General features: G+C 55.1%; 17 protein-coding genes. 12 read left to right on the plus strand and 5 right to left on the minus strand.

Annotated elements, in window-relative coordinates; all coding sequences use genetic code 11:
- Positions 1–233 precede the first annotated feature (233 nt).
- The 5 genes from HMPREF3178_RS12900 to HMPREF3178_RS12920 all read left to right on the plus strand — a co-directional run bounded on the left by HMPREF3178_RS12900 (position 234) and on the right by HMPREF3178_RS12920 (position 7,833).
- Entirely contained in the window at positions 234–1,232 is a 999-nt protein-coding gene (locus tag HMPREF3178_RS12900) for a LacI family DNA-binding transcriptional regulator (RefSeq protein WP_029496811.1), read from the plus strand.
- A 46-nt stretch (positions 1,233–1,278) separates the two neighbouring features.
- Positions 1,279–2,943: an alpha-glucosidase gene (locus HMPREF3178_RS12905; RefSeq protein WP_017145737.1), complete on the plus strand. Its 1,665-nt coding sequence runs from the start codon at positions 1,279–1,281 to the stop codon at positions 2,941–2,943.
- Positions 2,944–2,950: 7 nt separating this feature from the next.
- On the plus strand, positions 2,951–4,348 hold the full coding sequence (locus HMPREF3178_RS12910; RefSeq protein WP_017145736.1) for a PTS transporter subunit EIIC: 1,398 nt from the start codon (positions 2,951–2,953) through the stop codon (positions 4,346–4,348).
- A gap of 116 nt (positions 4,349–4,464) precedes the next feature.
- A complete protein-coding gene (locus HMPREF3178_RS12915) occupies positions 4,465–6,039 on the plus strand; it encodes a carbohydrate porin (RefSeq protein WP_070585230.1) in 1,575 nt (524 codons plus the stop codon).
- 183 nt (positions 6,040–6,222) lie between these two features.
- Positions 6,223–7,833 carry an FAD-NAD(P)-binding protein gene (locus HMPREF3178_RS12920; protein WP_029496809.1) on the plus strand — a complete coding sequence of 537 codons (1,611 nt, stop codon included), beginning with the start codon at positions 6,223–6,225 and terminating at the stop codon, positions 7,831–7,833.
- 36 nt (positions 7,834–7,869) lie between these two features.
- On the opposite strand, the gene HMPREF3178_RS31290 is transcribed toward HMPREF3178_RS12920, so the two are convergent.
- Together HMPREF3178_RS31290 and HMPREF3178_RS12925 are read right to left on the minus strand one after the other, a co-directional pair.
- Positions 7,870–8,019, minus strand: coding sequence for a hypothetical protein (locus HMPREF3178_RS31290; RefSeq protein ID WP_004102735.1), 150 nt, complete (start codon positions 8,017–8,019; stop codon positions 7,870–7,872).
- A 21-nt stretch (positions 8,020–8,040) separates the two neighbouring features.
- Positions 8,041–8,433 carry a YdeI family stress tolerance OB fold protein gene (locus tag HMPREF3178_RS12925; RefSeq protein WP_004102737.1) on the minus strand — a complete coding sequence of 131 codons (393 nt, stop codon included), beginning with the start codon at positions 8,431–8,433 and terminating at the stop codon, positions 8,041–8,043.
- Positions 8,434–8,804: 371 nt separating this feature from the next.
- Between HMPREF3178_RS12925 and HMPREF3178_RS12930 the strand changes: the two genes are divergently transcribed.
- Complete coding sequence (locus tag HMPREF3178_RS12930) at positions 8,805–9,689, plus strand: SDR family oxidoreductase (protein ID WP_004113469.1); 885 nt, start codon at positions 8,805–8,807, stop codon at positions 9,687–9,689.
- Between the two features lie 21 nt (positions 9,690–9,710).
- Here HMPREF3178_RS12930 and HMPREF3178_RS12935 read toward each other — a convergent pair whose 3' ends face one another.
- A complete protein-coding gene (locus tag HMPREF3178_RS12935; RefSeq protein WP_017145733.1) occupies positions 9,711–10,517 on the minus strand; it encodes an MBL fold metallo-hydrolase in 807 nt (268 codons plus the stop codon).
- Positions 10,518–10,621: 104 nt separating this feature from the next.
- Positions 10,622–11,257, minus strand: a complete 636-nt coding sequence (locus HMPREF3178_RS12940) for a carbonic anhydrase (protein WP_004102756.1) — start codon at positions 11,255–11,257, stop codon at positions 10,622–10,624.
- Between the two features lie 225 nt (positions 11,258–11,482).
- On the opposite strand from HMPREF3178_RS12940, the gene HMPREF3178_RS12945 reads away from it, so the two are divergent.
- Positions 11,483–12,112, plus strand: coding sequence for a LysE family translocator (locus HMPREF3178_RS12945; RefSeq protein ID WP_004102757.1), 630 nt, complete (start codon positions 11,483–11,485; stop codon positions 12,110–12,112).
- A gap of 13 nt (positions 12,113–12,125) precedes the next feature.
- Here the strand turns inward: HMPREF3178_RS12945 and HMPREF3178_RS12950 are convergent, their stop codons facing one another.
- Positions 12,126–12,896 (minus strand): DeoR/GlpR family DNA-binding transcription regulator, encoded by a 771-nt coding sequence (locus tag HMPREF3178_RS12950; RefSeq protein WP_004113471.1) that lies wholly within the window; start codon positions 12,894–12,896, stop codon positions 12,126–12,128.
- 94 nt (positions 12,897–12,990) lie between these two features.
- Between HMPREF3178_RS12950 and HMPREF3178_RS12955 the strand changes: the two genes are divergently transcribed.
- The 5 genes from HMPREF3178_RS12955 to HMPREF3178_RS12975 all read left to right on the plus strand — a co-directional run bounded on the left by HMPREF3178_RS12955 (position 12,991) and on the right by HMPREF3178_RS12975 (position 17,040).
- Positions 12,991–13,374, plus strand: coding sequence for a VOC family protein (locus tag HMPREF3178_RS12955; RefSeq protein WP_017145732.1), 384 nt, complete (start codon positions 12,991–12,993; stop codon positions 13,372–13,374).
- 30 nt (positions 13,375–13,404) lie between these two features.
- The gene (locus HMPREF3178_RS12960; protein ID WP_016810075.1) at positions 13,405–14,043 is read left to right on the plus strand and encodes a CatA-like O-acetyltransferase, family 1; all 639 of its coding nucleotides are present in this window, start codon (positions 13,405–13,407) and stop codon (positions 14,041–14,043) included.
- Positions 14,044–14,341: 298 nt separating this feature from the next.
- On the plus strand, positions 14,342–15,565 hold the full coding sequence (locus HMPREF3178_RS12965) for an SfnB family sulfur acquisition oxidoreductase (protein WP_017145731.1): 1,224 nt from the start codon (positions 14,342–14,344) through the stop codon (positions 15,563–15,565).
- A gap of 1 nt (position 15,566) precedes the next feature.
- A complete protein-coding gene (locus tag HMPREF3178_RS12970; protein WP_004102765.1) occupies positions 15,567–16,241 on the plus strand; it encodes a methionine ABC transporter permease in 675 nt (224 codons plus the stop codon).
- 22 nt (positions 16,242–16,263) lie between these two features.
- Positions 16,264–17,040, plus strand: coding sequence for a MetQ/NlpA family ABC transporter substrate-binding protein (locus HMPREF3178_RS12975; RefSeq protein ID WP_017145730.1), 777 nt, complete (start codon positions 16,264–16,266; stop codon positions 17,038–17,040).

The following is a 17,040-nucleotide window of genomic DNA, read 5'->3' on the forward strand; positions in this document are numbered from 1 at the left end:
ACCGTGCATTATTCATTGCGCCGCTTCTCCCCTCCCCACGCTCAGACCCGAACGGTCTTGCCGACCCGGCGGTCCGCGTCGCGAACTCACCTTCAACGGATACGCAAACCGTAGCACGCGGATAGCGCAGGAAAAATTTATTGTGAGTCAGATCATGTTTTATAACAAGGCGGTTGACCCGGCCGGTCAGCAAAAATATTTTATGCCCATGTGATATCGATTTCATAACCATCATGGCAACCATAAAAGACGTAGCAGAAAAAGCAGGTCTGTCGGTGACGACGGTCTCCCGCTTCCTGAACAATCATCCTTATATCGCTGAAGATAAAAAGGAAAAAATTCTCGCGGCGATGAAAGAGCTCGATTACGAGCCAAGCACCGTCGCGCAGCAGATGCGCGGCGTGAAAACCCACCGCATTGGCGTACTCATTTCGAGGATCACTAACCCCTTTTTCGCCAGCCTGGTGGACGCTCTCGAAGTCACCGCGCGTAAACACGGCTACTCGGTGCTGATCGTTCAGAACCACAATAGCGCGGGCGAAGAGGAGAACTGTCTCGATCTGCTGAAGAAAAAGATCATCGACGGCCTTATCTTGTGCGCCGTCGAAAGTGATAAGGACGTGATCGAGCAATATCAGAAATATGGCCCGATCCTGCTGTGCAACACCAGCATCGATAACACGACTCTGCCCGTGGTCAGAATGGACGATGAACTGGCGACCTATCGCGCCGTCAGTTGGCTGCTGCATAAAGGGTATAGAAGAATCGCCTACTCTACCGGCGGCGCATTCCAGCAAAAGGGCCACGGTAGCAGAAGGAACCGCGGCTTTATTGCCGCCATGCAGCAGGGGCAGCAGCCGATTGACGAGCGGCTGGTTTTCCGCCACGTCCACACCTGGCGCGACGGGCAGCGTCTGGCTGAGCAGATCCTACAGATGGCTAAAAGCGAACGTCCCGATGCAATTTTCACCGGCAGCGATGAAGTCGCCTGCGGCTTAATTTCTGCGCTCTCGGCCAACGGCGTCAGCGTTCCCGGCGAACTGGCGGTTATGGGCTTTGATAACCTTCCGGTGGCGGAGATGGTGCATATTCCGCTCACTACCGTTAGCCAACCCATCGAGCAACTGGGCCGCATCTCGGTAGAACGTCTGCTGGCCCTGATCAACAACACGCACTATCGCTATGACGAGGAAGACCTGAAATCGGAACTGGTCATCAGGGCCTCGGCGTAATTTTTTTTAACTCTATATGGTATCGATTTCATACTCAGGAGAAACGATGAATCAGTCACAACAAGGGGCATGGTGGAAGGAAGCGGTCATTTATCAGGTGTACCCAAAAAGCTTCTATGACAGCAATAACGATGGCACTGGCGATATCCAGGGGATAATCGCGAAACTGCCGTATCTGAAAACGCTGGGCATCACCATGATTTGGGTCTCGCCGTTCTACCTCTCGCCGGGTGCGGACAACGGCTACGATATCGCCGACTACTATGCAGTGAACCCCGATTTAGGTCAGCTGCAGGATGTTGACGACCTGATTAAGCAGGCAGGCGAACTGGGGATTGGGATCATGGTGGATCTGGTGGTTAATCATACCAGCGATGAACACCGCTGGTTCCAGGCCGCACTGGCGGACCCTGCCTCAAAATACCGTGATTACTATATCTTTAAGCCCGCCGTTGCTGGTGCCGCGCCTAATAACTGGCGTTCGATTTTTGGCGGCAGCGCGTGGGAAAAAGTGGCTGGCGAAGAGTGCTACTATTTGCACGTTTTTCATAAAAAACAGCCCGACCTGAACTGGGAAAACCCGCAGCTGCGCCAGGAAATCTACGCCATGATTAACTGGTGGCTGGATAAAGGCATCGCCGGTTTTCGCATCGATGCGATTACGTTTATTAAAAAAGATCAGGATTACGCCTCCCTGCCCGCCGACGGCGTCGATGGACTGGCCTCCATTAAAACGAAATCGCGCAACCGTCCGGGAATTGAATGTTTTCTGAACGAGCTGAAAGAACACACCTTCAACCGCCATCGTTGCGTGACGGTGGGCGAAGCGCCCGGCGTGCCTCTGCAGGAGTACGACAGCTATATCGGGCCGGACGGCTATTTCAATATGATCTTCGATTTTCACGCTGCCGATATCGATGTCGAGAACGGCTCGGAGTGGTTTAAGCAGCGCAACTGGCGCGTGGGCGAATTCAAAGAAGCGCTTTTTGCCAGCCAGCGCGCTTTTTGTCAGGCCGGCTGGGGGACGACGTTTATTGAAAACCACGACCAGCCCCGCGCGCTGTCCAAACTCATCCGCGACGCGGATTACCAAAATGACATCGGTGCCAAAGCGCTGGCCGCGATGTACTTCTTTATGGCCGGAACGCCGTTTATTTACCAGGGCCAGGAGCTGGGGATGAAAAATTTCTGCCGGCAGTCAATTGCGGAATTTGACGATATTTCCAGTCTGGATAACTATCACCGCTCCCTGGCGGAAGGTTTCTCTGAACAGCAGGCGTTAGGCTTTATTAATCAGCGCTCCCGGGACAACTCGCGAACGCCCTTCCCGTGGTCGAATAGCGTCAACGGCGGATTTAATCAGGGTGCGCAGCCCTGGCTGGCGTTTTCTTCAACCGACTTTAGCGTCAATGCGCAAAGCCAGATAAACGATGCGCATTCGGTGTTCGCGTTTTACCAGAAGATGATCGCCTTGCGGAATAAGCACTATCCGCAAGCGCTGATTTATGGGGCATTCGCCGCCGTGGAGGACGTTGACGAGCGTATCGTTGCCTACCAGCGCGCAACACACAACGAACGTTTTATCTCTATCACCAACTTAAGCGCGCAGCATCTGCCTTACACGCTCCCGGCAGGAGAGATTGTACTCAATAATTATGCCGACGCCGACGCCACCCTGAAACCTTATCAAACCATTCTCGTTAAGGAATGAGTTAAATATGAACAAATATAAAAATATCGCCGTTGAGATAGTGAATACCATCGGCAAGGAAAACATTGCTTCCGCCACCCACTGCGCCACCCGATTACGTTTGCAGGTAAAAGACCGGCAGAAAATCGATGATGATAAAGTCCGTAATATCAGCGAAGTTAAAGGCGTATTTTTCAATTCCGGTCAGTATCAGATAATCCTCGGTACCGGGATCGTCAATAAGGTTTATCAGGAGTTTGTTAACGAATATCAGGTTGCCGAAGTCAGTAAGGATGAAATGACGAAGCAGAGTTCGGGCCGATTACAGCGGGGAATACGCAACTTATCGGACGTTTTTGTGCCAATTGTCCCGGTTCTCGGGGCGACCGGTCTGTTTCTCGGCCTGAAAGGGGTCATTTTTAATGATACCGTGCAGGCGTGGTTTGGCAGCAGCGTCCATCAGGTTCCGGCGGCCCTGCAAACGCTGACCACGGTACTCTGCGATACCGCTTTCGCCTTCCTGGCGGCGTTTATCTGCTGGTCAGCCTTTAAGAAGTTTGGCGGTACGCCGATTATCGGTTTTTTAATCGGCCTGATGCTGGTTTCCCCGGCGCTGCCGAACGCCTATGACGTGGCGTACGGCAATAGCAGCCCGATTTATGTGTTTGGCGTTATTCCGCTGGTGGGCTATCAGGGGTCAATTTTGACCGCACTCATCACCGGTATTATCGGCGCAAAACTGGAAATCTTTTTCCGCCGGGTGATGCCCAACTCGATGGACCTGATTTTCACGCCGTTTATCGTCATTCTGATTGCTGTGGCCATCGCTTTACTGATTTTAGGTCCGCTGGTACATGGGTTTGAACACTACGCCGTGATGGCTATTCAGCAATTTTTGACGCTGCCTGCGGGTATTGGCGGCCTGTTAATCGGCTTTATCTATCCCATTGCCGTAATGACCGGAATGCATCACATGTTTATTATGATTGAAACCTCGCTGATTGCCGGCACCGGGTTTAATCCACTCATTACGGTTTGCGCGATGTACGGTTTTGCCAACGCCGCCGTATGTCTGGCTATTTCACTGAAGGCGAAAAATATCGCGTTTAAAACCGCCGGAATTTCCGCGACCATTACTCAGCTATTAGGCGTCTCGGAACCGGCTTTATTCGGTATCGTGATGCAATCCGGGCTTCGGGCGATAATGGTGATGCTCACCAGCTCGGCGCTGGGGGGCATGATTCTGTCGCTGCTGTCGATAAAAGCGAACTCATACGGTCTGGCGGTCCTGCTGTCGCCGCTAATGTATCTCTACGATCGCTATCAGTTTGTCACCTATATTACCGTGGGACTCACGGTGTTTATTTTTGCTTTTATTATTACCTTCCTTTTTGTCAAAACTGCTAACACCCGCAAAGAGAGCTGAAAATAATACAACCCGAATATTAATTTAGCCTGCGGATAACTATCCCGTTTATTAGCACAGTCATCTGTGCTCTGCACCCGCACGTCCAGAGCACAGCCACTCTTGTACAGGTATAAATGATGAAAGCCTATATGCTTACGCTCTGCGCGCTGGCTTTGCCAGCATCCGCCGCTGCGGCGGATACCACCCTGAATGAAATTAATGCCCGGCTTGAAAGACTTGAGGCCGAATTAAAGCAGTCGCGCATCCAGTTACAGGATGCGACGCGGAAAATAGATCGCGCGGAAAAAAGAGCGGCCAGCGCCGAACAAAACGCGGCGCGCGCGCAAGAAAGACTGCTGGCCGTTGAGCACAAAACCGACCAGGATCTGGCGTTAATAAAAAACCAGCCGGCGCAGAATGTCGTCGCGCAGGCGAAGCTTCAGGAAATCACCTTCGGCGGCTACGCGCGCAGCGGCATATTAACAAGCAAGGGCACAACCAGTACCGTCGGGCCTTCCCTGACGCCTGCGGGCAGCACCGGGGGGAGCGTCGGTCGCCTTGGCAATGAGTCGGATACCTATGTGACCGCCGATATTAACTACCGGCGAAAATATGATAACAATAGCCAGCTGCGTTATTACATGAAAATCGCCGAGTGGGATAAAACCTATAATACCGACAGTTCCTTTAACGGCCAGATGAACGTCCGTCAGGCTTTTGTCGAAATGAGCGATATGCCCGCGTTTAGCGGCGCGTTTAAACAGGCGACGCTGTGGGCCGGTAAGCGGGAAGATCGGGATAACTTCGATATTCACTGGCTTGATTCCGATATGATGAATTTAATCGGTACCGGAGCCGGTATTTATGATGTGAATTTCTGGGGAGATATCAAAACCAACCTCGTGGTATATGGCCGTAATTTCAACGATATCGATACGATGGACAACGTTGAATATAACAACATGACCGGCGCGGATAACACGTATATTCAAAACTATACCTTCTCGCTTAATCACCGTCTGGCGAACTGGCAGTGGATGCTCAACGGCCTCTACTCGCAGGACAACGACAAACGCATAAACGATGGTCTGGCGTCGGATAAAGCGGCCTCGCAAGGGTTTAACACCATGCTGGCGTACCACGGCGACAGCTTCTACGGCCTGCGCCCCGGCAGTACGAAAACCGCGCTGCTTTATGGCCGCGCGCTGGGAGCTGAAGTTCGCGGCCCGGGCTCCGACGGTTATTTGATTCAACCGGCATGGACCGTGAAGTTCGCCTCTTACGGTATCACATCACTCACCGACAGGCTGAGCTTCGCGCCGCTGATCGTCGCTCAGAGCAGCAATAATCGCTATATCGATTCTGACCATTACGACTGGGTCACCCTGAACGCAAGAATCATTCAGCAAATTAATCAGAACTTCGCCCTGCAATACGAAACCAGCTATCAGTATATGGATATCGACCCGAAAGGTTTTAACGGCAACAGCGCCGCCAGCGGTAGCTACTACAAGCTGACGTTTGCTCCTACTTTCAAGCTGCAAAACGTCACGGACTTCTTTGAGCGTCCGGAAATCCGCTTTTTTGCCACCTGGATGCGCTGGGATAAATCGCTGGATAACTACTCCTCAACAGACGCCTTCGGCAGCGCCGGATACCATAGCGCTGGTACGCTGTTCTTCGGCGCCCAGCTCGAAACCTGGTTCTGAAAACCGCGTCTCGTCGGCTCATCACAAGGGAGAGGCGCGCCAGCCATTGGCCCTCTTCCACATTTTGAACCACAATTATTGTGCCAGATTTCCGTTACCCGGAAATGAACTATCGTGGAGCTTTTCAACTGGCGGAAGGCCACCGATAACAAATGTGATAACAACAACGGCGGGTCAGTCATTATGAAGAAAATTGCCATTATCGGCGCAGGTCCTACCGGGATTTATACCCTGTTCTCATTGCTTAAACAGGGCGAGCCGCTGGACGTGTCAATTTACGAGCAGGCCGAGGAAGCGGGCGTGGGTATGCCCTATAACGATGAAGAGAATTCGCGCATGATGCTGGCCAATATCGCCAGTATTGAAATCCCTCCTGTACAAAGCACCTATCTTGACTGGCTAAAAGCCCAGAGCCCGTCGCGCCTGGCGCGCTATGGAGTAGAGTATGAAACATTGCACGATCGCCAGTTTTTGCCGCGCATCCTGTTGGGCGAATACTTTCGCGACCAGTTTCTTGCGCTGGTCGTAAAGGCCCGGGAACTGGGATTTAACGTCCAGGTCAATGAGTCCTGTCGGGTCAGCGACCTGCAGGCGACCAAAGAAGGAGTGAGGCTGTGGGTGGAGGAGCAGCCCGTCGCCGAAGTGTTTGACCTCGCGGTGCTTGCCACCGGTCATGTCTGGCCGGATGAAGAAGAGTCAACCCGCACCTGGTTTCCCAGTCCGTGGTCTGGGCTGATGGAAGCCACCATTCCGCCCTGCCGGGTGGGAATTATGGGCACCTCGCTAAGCGGAATTGATGCCGCAATGGCCGTCGCCGTCCAGCACGGTCAGTTTATCGGTTCCGACGATGAGGCGCCCACCTTCAGGCTTAACGAAACCAGTCAGGCGCTGCACATCGTGCTGATGTCGCGCTCCGGCATTCTTCCGGAAGCGGATTTTTACTGTCCTATTCCCTGGGAGCCGCTGGAAATCGTCACCGACAGCGCGATGGAAAATGCCATCGCCGCAGGAAGCGACGGCCTGCTTGACCGGGTCTTTGCTTTGCTGGCGCAGGAAATTGCCCTGGCCGACCCCCTGTGGAGCGAAAATATCGCCCTTCACAGCCTTAACGCCGATAGCTTCAGCGAAGCGTGGTTTGCTAAACGCCAGCAGCATAACCCTTTCCACTGGGCGATGGATAACCTTGAAGAAGTTGAGCGTAACAAGCGCGCGCGCTACACGGTCCCCTGGCGCTACGTTATCCTGCGGCTGCATGAAGCCGTTCAGGCGATGGTGCCCCACCTTAATGACCGCGACCGGGAGCGATTCAAAAACGGCCTTGCCCGGGTCTTTATTGACTGCTATGCCGCCATTCCTTCGGAGTCTATCCGCCGACTGCTGGCGCTGCGCGAAGCGGGCGCGATCGGCATTCTCGCCTTAGGGCATGATTATGATATGGCGGTGCAGCAGGAGAAGACGGTGATTACCAGCGGGCAAAATCGCTATACGTTTGACGTGTTTATTGATGCGAGGGGGCAAAAAGCGCTGAAAAATAAAGATCTCCCCTTCCCGCATTTGAGGGAGCAACTGATGGCGACGGGCGAAGAGATCCCGGAGGTTGGCGACGACTATACGTTAAGAGAGCCGCCCGTAGCGCGCGGGCGTATTGCCTTCGCCGCAATCCCCTGGCTGATGCACGACCAGCCTTTCGTTCAGGGGATTACCGCCTGCGCGGAGATCGGCGCAGCAATAGCCAGGGCGATATCGCAGCCGGCGAGCCGCTCACGCAGACGTTTAGCGCCCTTCGATCTTTAAGAAAGAGAACTAGCCGCCCGTTAACGGCGGCTAGTTTTAGCGTTTTTCAGGTTGGGGATGCCAGGGATCTTCTTTATGATCTTCGCTGTCGTCTCTTTTACGCGGAACTTCACCCTGCTCGCGCGGATCCTCTTTCGACGGATGACGACCGCGTTTATCCGGGTCGGCTGGATGCTGTACGGACATCTATTCCTCCTGTTTGCAAGGTTATTTCTGGATCCGGTCGACCCGCACCACTGGCGGCGTCATTTTCTTATCGAGACTGCCGTTAATGCTGATCATCTGATCGGGCTTCACTTCCCGGCCATCAAAAACTGCCGCGGGAATAATGACCCCTATGGTGTCGGTTTTATCGCGGAAGCTGTAGCGGTCATCACCCTGCTGCTCGATAAGATTGCCGCGTAATGAGATGGTGGCCCCATCATGCATTTCCATGGCCTGGCGCACGGTCATGATTCGCCCGTCCTCGGTCCCACGATAGCCATCATCAATCTTGTGCGGCGGCGGCGGCGCAGCGTCTTTTTTAAACCCGCCATCATCCGCGGCAAAAACGCCCTGAGCCATCAACGAACAAAAAATAACTGGCAGTAACTTTTTCATCAACAACACCTCCGGCGTATTTTCATCTTGTCTTAATAAGTCTGGGTGCTGATGTTCATTTTCACAAGCTAATGGCTAATGAATCGTCTGAGAAATATATTTCCTGGCTCGATAGGCGGAGAAAATATTACCGCCAGGCCGCAATAAAATGCGCTAAATATACCGTCAGGCTTGCGATAGAATAATCCTAAAATACTAAACGCCTCTACCGCCTCACATTTCGAAAAGTTTCCCGGCAATCAGTAAATTACCGTTCAGAGATGAACGTAAGCGCAAAAATTATAAAAACGAATCCGTTCGATTATTCGTCAATCATCCACGACAGGCTGACCTGGCAACTACGCTTAATCTTTTAACACGAGGAGGTCAGTATGAGCGAGAACGCTAACAATACCGCGAAGTATCCCCGTCCCCCCTTTGTTGACCAGCCGCAATCGCCGCCGGGTCTTGCCGAAGAGATGAAGCCGCAGCCGGATCACGGCGAACTGAGCTACGTCGGTTCCGGTCGGCTGGCAGGTAAGCGCGCGCTGATCACCGGCGGTGATTCCGGCATTGGGCGCGCGGTAGCGATCGCCTTCGCCCGCGAGGGCGCCGACGTGGCGATCAACTATCTGCCGGAAGAGGAGTCCGATGCTGAAACCGTGATTGCCTTGATTGAGGCCGAAGGGCGTAAAGCCGTAGCGATTCCGGGCGATGTGCGCGATGAAGCCTTCTGTGAATCCCTGGTCGAGCAGGCCGCCAGCCAACTCGGCGGGCTGGATATTCTGGTCAATAACGCCGGACGCCAGCAATATTGCGAGTCGCTGGAAGAGTTAACCACCGCCGACTTTGACGCCACCTTTAAAACCAACGTTTATGCGGCCTTCTGGATCACAAAAGCCGCCCTGCGTCATCTTAAAGAACACAGCGTAATTATTAACACCTCATCCGTGCAGGCCTTTAAGCCGAGCCCCATCCTGCTCGACTACGCGCAAACCAAAGCCTGCCTGGTGGCATTCACGAAGTCGCTGGCTAAACAGCTGGGGCCGAAAGGTATCCGGGTGAACGCGGTCGCGCCCGGCCCTTACTGGACGGTGCTGCAGTCAAGCGGCGGCCAGCCGGATGAAAAAGTGCGTCAGTTCGGCGCCGATACGCCGCTGGGCCGTCCAGGGCAACCGGTGGAGATCGCGCCGCTGTACGTTACCCTTGCCTCTGATGCCTGCTCCTTCACCTCCGGCCAGGTGTGGTGCTCCGACGGCGGCGACGGCGTGCTGTAACCCGTTGAGGCGGCGGACCTCTCAGCGGCCCGCCGTCGTGCGCAGACAGTCGAGATACTTCTGCGCTGAATCCAGTACGATCTGACGGGCATTTTTGGTGATGTTCTGCCCTTCGAAGGCGCCATACAGCGCCCCGAAGGGCGCATCGCCCAAACGCTCAACGATATTCTCGACGCTGGGGGCCGCCAAAGGCAGCAGATTAGGATAGCTCCACATAAAAGAAACGGCGCGTGCGCCCGGCGTGACCTGGATAATATCTCCCGCCAGCATAATACCTCCCTCTTTTGCCCAGTGCAGAACGGTTCCCCCGGCGAAATGCCCACCCAGGCGCAGCAACCGTACCGACGGAAGGATCTCCAGCGCATCCCCTTCCCATAATGTGATGGCAGGGCTATCGCGCATGATCCATTCGCGATCGCTGGCATGAAGATAAATGCGCGCATCAAAGACTGCTGCCCAGTCCTGCATCGTGGTGTAGTAGTGAGGATGAGAAATGGCGATCGCTTTTATCCCGCCAAGCGCGGTGATCAGCGTTTTGCTGGCGGCATCAAGATTAGCGATGCAGTCCCACAGAATATTCCCCTGCGGCGTGAGCAGCAGAAAAGCGCGCTGATCGATAGCAAATTTAGGTACCGTCCTGAAACTCAACAGCCGTTCGTTATGCTGCTGCCATTTATTCATATGCGTCGCGATCAGATCGTCAGGTTTAATCCAGGCCTGTCCGCTGGCCGGGACGTACTGGCGTTCATCCTCACAGATACGACAATGGTTCAGGGTATTGCCGCGATCGTCGTAAGACGTACCGCAGGTTGCGCACAGCGTAATCATCACATCTCCTTCAGAATCATTCAGGAAGTCGTAATGAGTATGGCAGACGGGAAATTTATGGCAGGAAGGCGGGCTTCGCAGGGCTTCCGTGCCCTGAGAGGAATTTATTCGAAATAGACGTCAGGGTTTTCCGACAGCGACACGAAGGTTTTGCTGTTTTTATCCAGCGCGCGAATGTCGCCGCTTTCAATATCGTAGAACCAGCCGTGCAGACGCAACGTGCTGTCGCGCAGGCCGACGGCAACGGAGGGGTGGGTTTTAATATTGTTCAGCTGGGCGATGACGTTTTCCTGCACCATACCGTTGACTTTATCGGTCTCGTTAGCCCAGGTTTTCTTCTCCACGACGGCCTTCGCCGCGTCGGAGTAGCGCAGCCAGTGGGACACGGCAGGCATCGGCTCCAGACACTGGCAGGTGGCGATGGCTTTCATCGCGCCGCAGTTAGAGTGGCCGCAGATGACGATATCGGTCACGCCCAGCGCGACGACGGCGTACTCGATTGTCGCGGAAACCCCGCCCGGTTCAGGGCCAAATGAGGGGACGATATTCCCGGCGTTACGGATCACAAACAGCTGACCCGGCTCCTGCTGAGTCACCAGCTCCGGGACCAGACGGCTATCGGAACAGGAGATAAACAGCGCTTTGGGATTCTGGCTGGATGCCAGGCTGCGAAAGAGCTCTTTACGTTGCGGGAAGATCTCTTTCTGGAAGTTGAGGAAGCCCTCAATGATATGTTGCATAGCAGTGTCTCTTTTCTCTGTTTTAATGACGATATGACAAAGATCACATTTAGCCAGTTTATCACTGACGCGCGAAATGGGAATCGTTATTCGAGGATGAGATAAAACATCGTCCCGCAAAGCCTGGTGACAGCGCGGTAAAGATTGTTTATTTTTTGACAGAGAAAACATTGATGAGCCGGAGCCCCATGCGACTTTAGCGCTCAACATCAACCAGGAGCGCTTATGTTCTTATCCAGCCTGATGGCCATTGCCGCGGTTCTCATTATGGGCGTTATCAGCCCCGGTCCAAGCTTTATTTACGTGGCCCGCAACGCCGTTGCGCGCTCGCGGGTGCACGGTCTGGTCACCGCGCTGGGAACCGGCGCGGGCGCGGCTATCTTTTCGATAATGGCCATGATGGGGCTGCAAAAAGTGCTGACGGCGGTGCCGGAAATGTTCATCGGCCTGAAGGTTGCGGGTGGCCTGTATCTGCTGTGGCTGGGTTATAAAATTTACCGCGGCGCGGCGCAGCCGATGGATTTTGCCGCAGGCGGCATGGCGGCGGAACATTCACTATTGAAAACCTTCCGCGATGGCCTTTATACCCAGCTCAGCAACCCGAAAACGGCGCTGGTATTCGCCTCTATCTTTACCGCCCTGCTGCCGGAACGCATCCCGTTGGCCTTTTACTATATCGTGCCGCTGATGAGCTTCCTGATCGACGTCAGCTGGTATTCGCTGGTGGCGCTGGTGCTCTCTTCCGCCCGCCCGCGCAGCGTCTATCTGCGCATGAAGCGTAAGATTGATATCGTCACCGCCACGGTACTGGGCGCGCTCGGCCTGCGCCTGATTGCCACTTCGCTGTCAAAGTAGGCCAACATACCGTTTAAACGGTATAAATACGGATGTCGTGCTCGCTGAACGCGTCGCGATATTCCCGGCTAATATTTTCCTCCACGACCAGTACGTCAATGGCGCTGCTCTCGACCACCACGAAGCGCGCCACCGCCGGGATCTTATCGGAGGTCAGGCCGACAATAATTTCGCTGCACTGTTTAATGACCGCTTTTTTAAATTCGCAGTCGGAATAGTCAAAGCCTGTCAGGCCCGACTCAGGCGCCATGGCGCAGCCGCCGATAAACCCCTGATCGAAAAGCATACCCTGAATCTGCGCCACGGCGGAGGCCCCCACGCAGCCGCCGGTGGCGCGTTGGATCTGCCCGCCAAGCATCACGACGTCATACAGCGGTTTTTTGAGCAATACGGCAGCGATCTCGGGGGAGTTGGTGACCACCGTTAGCGCCAGCTCCGCCGGTAGCGCCTCCGCCATCGCCAGATTGGTGGTGCCGGTATCAATGAATATGCAGCCGCCGGGCTTCACCAGCTTTGCGCATTTCTGCGCGATTCTGCTTTTTGTCGCCGTATTTTTCTCTTTGCGCGCGCTGTAGTCACCGGCCTCAGGCAGGGTCATCACCGCGCCGCCGTAGACCTTTTTGCAGTATCCCTCGCGGCTAAGCTCATGTAAATCACGTCGAATCGTATGCTCGGAGACGTTCAGACGGCTGGCCAGTTCGGCGCAAACCACTCTGCCGTTCTCCTGGAGGATCTGGCAAATAAGCGCTTGTCGTTGTTTAGGAAAAGCAGCATAATCGAGCAAAAAATAACTCCTGAAAGATTGTTCATCGAGCAATAAAGCGCATAATCGTGCATTCGTACCCTGACTGTCAACACACCCTATACCGAGGTTTGCCATGAAAATTGCCCATATCGCCCTTTGGGCCCGTCAGCTTGAGCAACAGGCCCGCTTCTGGGTAGCCTTCTTCGACGGTGAGATAAATGAGAAGTACTGCAGTCAGACCAACCCGGGGTTTGAATCCTTTTTTGTCAGGATCGGCGATGATATTGCCATTGAATTGATGACCAAGCCGGGATTGACTGCGCTGACGGCGGATAATAACCACACCGGCTGGGTGCACCTGGCGATAACCGTTGGCGGTACGGAGAACGTCGACAGGCTGTCAAAACGCGCCGCTGAGCAGGATATTCTGGTTTCTGCGCCTCGGACCACCGGTGACGGCTATTATGAAGCGGTAATTAAAGACCCCGATGGCAACCTGATTGAAATCGTCGCATAGTGTCAGACAGTGATTCAACAGGAGACGCCCGTGGCCAACTATCACGTCATAGACAAACAAACCTGGCCGCGAAAAGATCATTTTGATTTTTATCGCGGTTTTGCCAATCCCAGCTTTAATCTCTGCGTTCCTGTCGAGGCGCAGCGGCTATATGAGTGCGCGAAAGATCGCGGCGTCTCGTTTTTCCAGCTGGCCCTCTTCGCCCTTGTGCGCGCAGCGAACGAGGTGCCGCAGCTTAAACAGCGGCTGTTGGGCGACGATATTATCGAATATGACCAGCTGGCGGTGATGACGCCAGTGATGACCGCCCAGGAAGGTTTCCGCCAGGTCTGGTGCGAGAATGCCGCCGATTTTGCCGCCTTCAGCCAGGCCGCCACGCCAAATATCGAGGCGGCAAAACACACCGCGCCGGCGCCGCTTATCGTCAACGGCGAAAATTTCTTCTGCGCCAGCTGCCTGCCGTGGCTGCATTTCAGCGCCATGACTCACGCTGAGTATTACGTTGGCGCGTCGGTACCCGCCCTCACCTGGGGCAAGCTGAAAAACGGTATTATTCCGGTCGCGGGCAAATTCAATCACGCCTTTGTCGACGGCCTGCACGCCAGCCGTTTTTTTGCCCGCGTCGAAGAAAATTTTGCTCAACCGGAGATCCTCTGGCAGGCGCGATAATTCCCCGCCATCCCTCAACGACACTCGAGCCCCGGTAAGCCGGGGCCGAAACGCCTGCGTGACTCCCGGCCTGTTCACTCTGCCCACTGTTGCAAATCCAACACGCTGATTCATTCTGCGTTGCAATTGCAGCAGTACGAGCCCGTACCAAAAAACTAACTTACTGTTTAATAAACATTAAATAAGAAACGCGTTCTGGCATGTCCTTTGCTTTAACAGTTATATAACCCACTGGAATTATCAGGCATTTACTTAGCTATTTTTAGCATATGCCGTTTGTTAACCATGAGATGTGACTATGCCCGACGAAAAACAGACCCTTCACTATTGCCGCCAGACGCCAAAGGCATACGTTATCCGCAGCGATGACGAAGCCATCGCCATCGCCCATGAAATCGCGGCGGTACTGCAGCCCGGCGCGGCGCAACGCGATCGCAGCGGCAGCGTGCCGCCGGAGATTATCGATACCTACTCCAATAGCGGCCTGTGGGGTATCACCGTCCTGCGGCAATGGGGCGGAGCCGAGGTATCCGCCGCCACGCTGGCCCAGGTGATAGCGATTATTTCCGCCGCCGACCCGTCGCTGGGGCAAATTCCCCAGAACCATTACTGTCTTCTGGAGGATATCCGTCTGCAGGGCAGCGAAGAGCAGCAGGCATTTTTCTTCGCTCAGGTGCTGCAAGGCTATCGCTTTGCCAACGCGCTTTCTGAAACCGGCGGCAAGACGGTACTCGATATCCGCACTCGCCTGGAGGCCAGCGAACGCGGTCTGAGCATCACCGGCCGAAAAGGCTACTGCACCGGTTCGCTCTACGCCCACTGGATCGGCATTCTGGCGCTCGATGCAGAGAATAACGCGCAGCTGGCGTTTGTGCCGCGCGAATCGGCTGGGCTGACGGTCATCGACGACTGGGCCTGCCTCGGCCAGCGTACCACCGCCAGCGGAACGGTCCTGGCGGAGAATCTTGTCGTCGAGCCTTTCCACCTGTTCCCGACCTGGAAATCCTACGCGACGCCAACCCTTGCCGGGCCGTTTGCCCAGCTCACCACCGCCGCTATCGACCTGGGGATTGCCCGCGCGGCGCTTAACGACACGGTGAACTTTGTCAGCCAGTTTGCTCGCCCGTGGATCGATGCCGGCGTTGAGCGGGCCAGCGAAGACCCGCTGACTATCTACCATATTGGCCAGCTTGACAGCCGGCTGGCCGCCGCCGATGCGCTGCTGGAGCGGGCCGGCAAAGTGCTCGATCGCTATAAATACGCACTGAGCGAGGATAACGTTGCTCAGGCGTCTATCGCCGTGGCGCGCGCCAAGGTCTTTACCACCGAAGCGGCGCTGGAAGCCGCCAGCCGCCTGTTTGAGCTTAGCGGCACCCGCTCAACCAGCATCGCCCTCAATCTTGATCGCCACTGGCGCAACGGCCGCGTCCACACCCTGCACGATCCGGTGCGCTGGAAATATCAGCTGCTGGGCAACTGGGTGCTGAACGGCATTCCTCCACAACGCCATGACTGGAACTGAGATGAACGGCGCGCTGGCTTTTTTCGCTGATATCGACTGGGGCGACGTGGCGCAGGCCAGCCTCGATACCTTGACCATGCTGGGCTGGTCGCTGGGCTTTACCGTGCTGATTGGCCTACCGCTGGGAATTGTGCTCTATCTCAGCGGCCAGCCTCGCCTGCTCCATGCTCCGCGCCTCTATCGCCTGCTGTCGCTGGGGGTCAACGTTCTGCGCTCGCTACCCTTCATCATTTTATTGATTGTGATGATCCCGGTGACGACGCTGATTACCGGCACCTCGCTGGGCGTTGAAGGCACCATTCCGCCGCTGGTTGTCGGCTGCGCGCCTTTCTTTGCCCGGCTGGTTGAGACCGCGCTGCGCGAGGTGGAGCACGGTCTGGTGGAGGCCAGCTGGTCGATGGGCGGCAACACCTGGCAGCTAATCTGGCACACCCTGCTGCCGGAGTCGCGCGCCGGGCTTATTGCCGCCGTGACCGTGACCGCGATTTTACTGGTCGATTATACCTCCATGGCAGGGGTCATCGGCGGCGGCGGGCTGGGCGACCTGGCCATCCGCTTTGGCTATCAGCGCTTCCAGACGGACGTGATGGTGATAACCGTTCTGCTGCTGATTGCTCTGGTGCAGATAGTACAGATGAGCGGCGATCGTCTGGTGAAGGCGATGAGCCGCAAATAACAATAGCTTCAGGAATAAGACAATGAAAAAAACAACACTCGCAGCCGGGCTCCTGGCCCTCTTCGCTTTATCCGCCAGCGCCAACGAGACGCTGACCGTGGGCGCGACGCCGGTCCCCCATGCCGAAATTCTGGAGTTCGTTAAGCCCGAGCTGGCGAAACAGGGGGTCGATTTGAAAATTAAAGTCTTCAACGACTTTATCCAGCCCAACCAGCAGCTGGCGGAGAAAAATCTCGACGCCAACTACTACCAGTACCGCCCTTTCCTCGATAACTACAACCAGACCCGCCACACCCATCTGCTGCCGGTGGTCGGCGTGCATATTGAACCCTTTGGCGCTTATTCGAGTAAATATAAAACGCTCAAAGAGGTACCGGATGGTGCCACCGTTGCCATTCCGAACGATCCGGTGAATACCGGTCGCGCGCTGGTGATGCTCAGCAATGCCGGGCTGATTACCCTGAAAAACCCGCGCGATCCGCAGTCGGCGACCAAAGATATCACCGCTAATCCGCACCATTTTAAAATTCGCGAGCTGGAAGGCGCAATGCTGGCGCGGGCGGTGAATCAGGTCGATCTGGCGTTTATCTTCGCCAACTATGCGCTGGAGGCCGGAATTGATACCGACAAGGCGCTGCTGGTGGAAAAAGGCAGCGACCTGTACGTCGAGTATCTGGTGGCGCGTCCCGACAACATCAACGATCCCGGCATTCAGAAGCTGGCGAAAGCCCTGAACTCAGACCGCGTGCGCAGCTTCATTCTCACCCGCTATAAAGGCAAAATCCTGCCCGGTTTTTAA

It is taken from the genome of Klebsiella sp. HMSC09D12, from assembly GCF_001808475.1.
Classification (GTDB): Bacteria; Pseudomonadota; Gammaproteobacteria; order Enterobacterales; family Enterobacteriaceae; genus Klebsiella; species Klebsiella oxytoca.

Coding starts and splice junctions, on each gene's coding strand:
- HMPREF3178_RS12900 (WP_029496811.1), top strand. CDS start 234: ATGGCAACCATAAAAGACGTAGCAGAAAAAGCAGGTCTGTCGGTGACG.
- HMPREF3178_RS12905 (WP_017145737.1), top strand. CDS start 1,279: ATGAATCAGTCACAACAAGGGGCATGGTGGAAGGAAGCGGTCATTTAT.
- HMPREF3178_RS12910 (WP_017145736.1), top strand. CDS start 2,951: ATGAACAAATATAAAAATATCGCCGTTGAGATAGTGAATACCATCGGC.
- HMPREF3178_RS12915 (WP_070585230.1), top strand. CDS start 4,465: ATGATGAAAGCCTATATGCTTACGCTCTGCGCGCTGGCTTTGCCAGCA.
- HMPREF3178_RS12920 (WP_029496809.1), top strand. CDS start 6,223: ATGAAGAAAATTGCCATTATCGGCGCAGGTCCTACCGGGATTTATACC.
- HMPREF3178_RS31290 (WP_004102735.1), bottom strand. CDS start 8,019: ATGTCCGTACAGCATCCAGCCGACCCGGATAAACGCGGTCGTCATCCG.
- HMPREF3178_RS12925 (WP_004102737.1), bottom strand. CDS start 8,433: ATGAAAAAGTTACTGCCAGTTATTTTTTGTTCGTTGATGGCTCAGGGC.
- HMPREF3178_RS12930 (WP_004113469.1), top strand. CDS start 8,805: ATGAGCGAGAACGCTAACAATACCGCGAAGTATCCCCGTCCCCCCTTT.
- HMPREF3178_RS12935 (WP_017145733.1), bottom strand. CDS start 10,517: ATGATTACGCTGTGCGCAACCTGCGGTACGTCTTACGACGATCGCGGC.
- HMPREF3178_RS12940 (WP_004102756.1), bottom strand. CDS start 11,257: ATGCAACATATCATTGAGGGCTTCCTCAACTTCCAGAAAGAGATCTTC.
- HMPREF3178_RS12945 (WP_004102757.1), top strand. CDS start 11,483: ATGTTCTTATCCAGCCTGATGGCCATTGCCGCGGTTCTCATTATGGGC.
- HMPREF3178_RS12955 (WP_017145732.1), top strand. CDS start 12,991: ATGAAAATTGCCCATATCGCCCTTTGGGCCCGTCAGCTTGAGCAACAG.
- HMPREF3178_RS12965 (WP_017145731.1), top strand. CDS start 14,342: ATGCCCGACGAAAAACAGACCCTTCACTATTGCCGCCAGACGCCAAAG.
- HMPREF3178_RS12970 (WP_004102765.1), top strand. CDS start 15,567: ATGAACGGCGCGCTGGCTTTTTTCGCTGATATCGACTGGGGCGACGTG.
- HMPREF3178_RS12975 (WP_017145730.1), top strand. CDS start 16,264: ATGAAAAAAACAACACTCGCAGCCGGGCTCCTGGCCCTCTTCGCTTTA.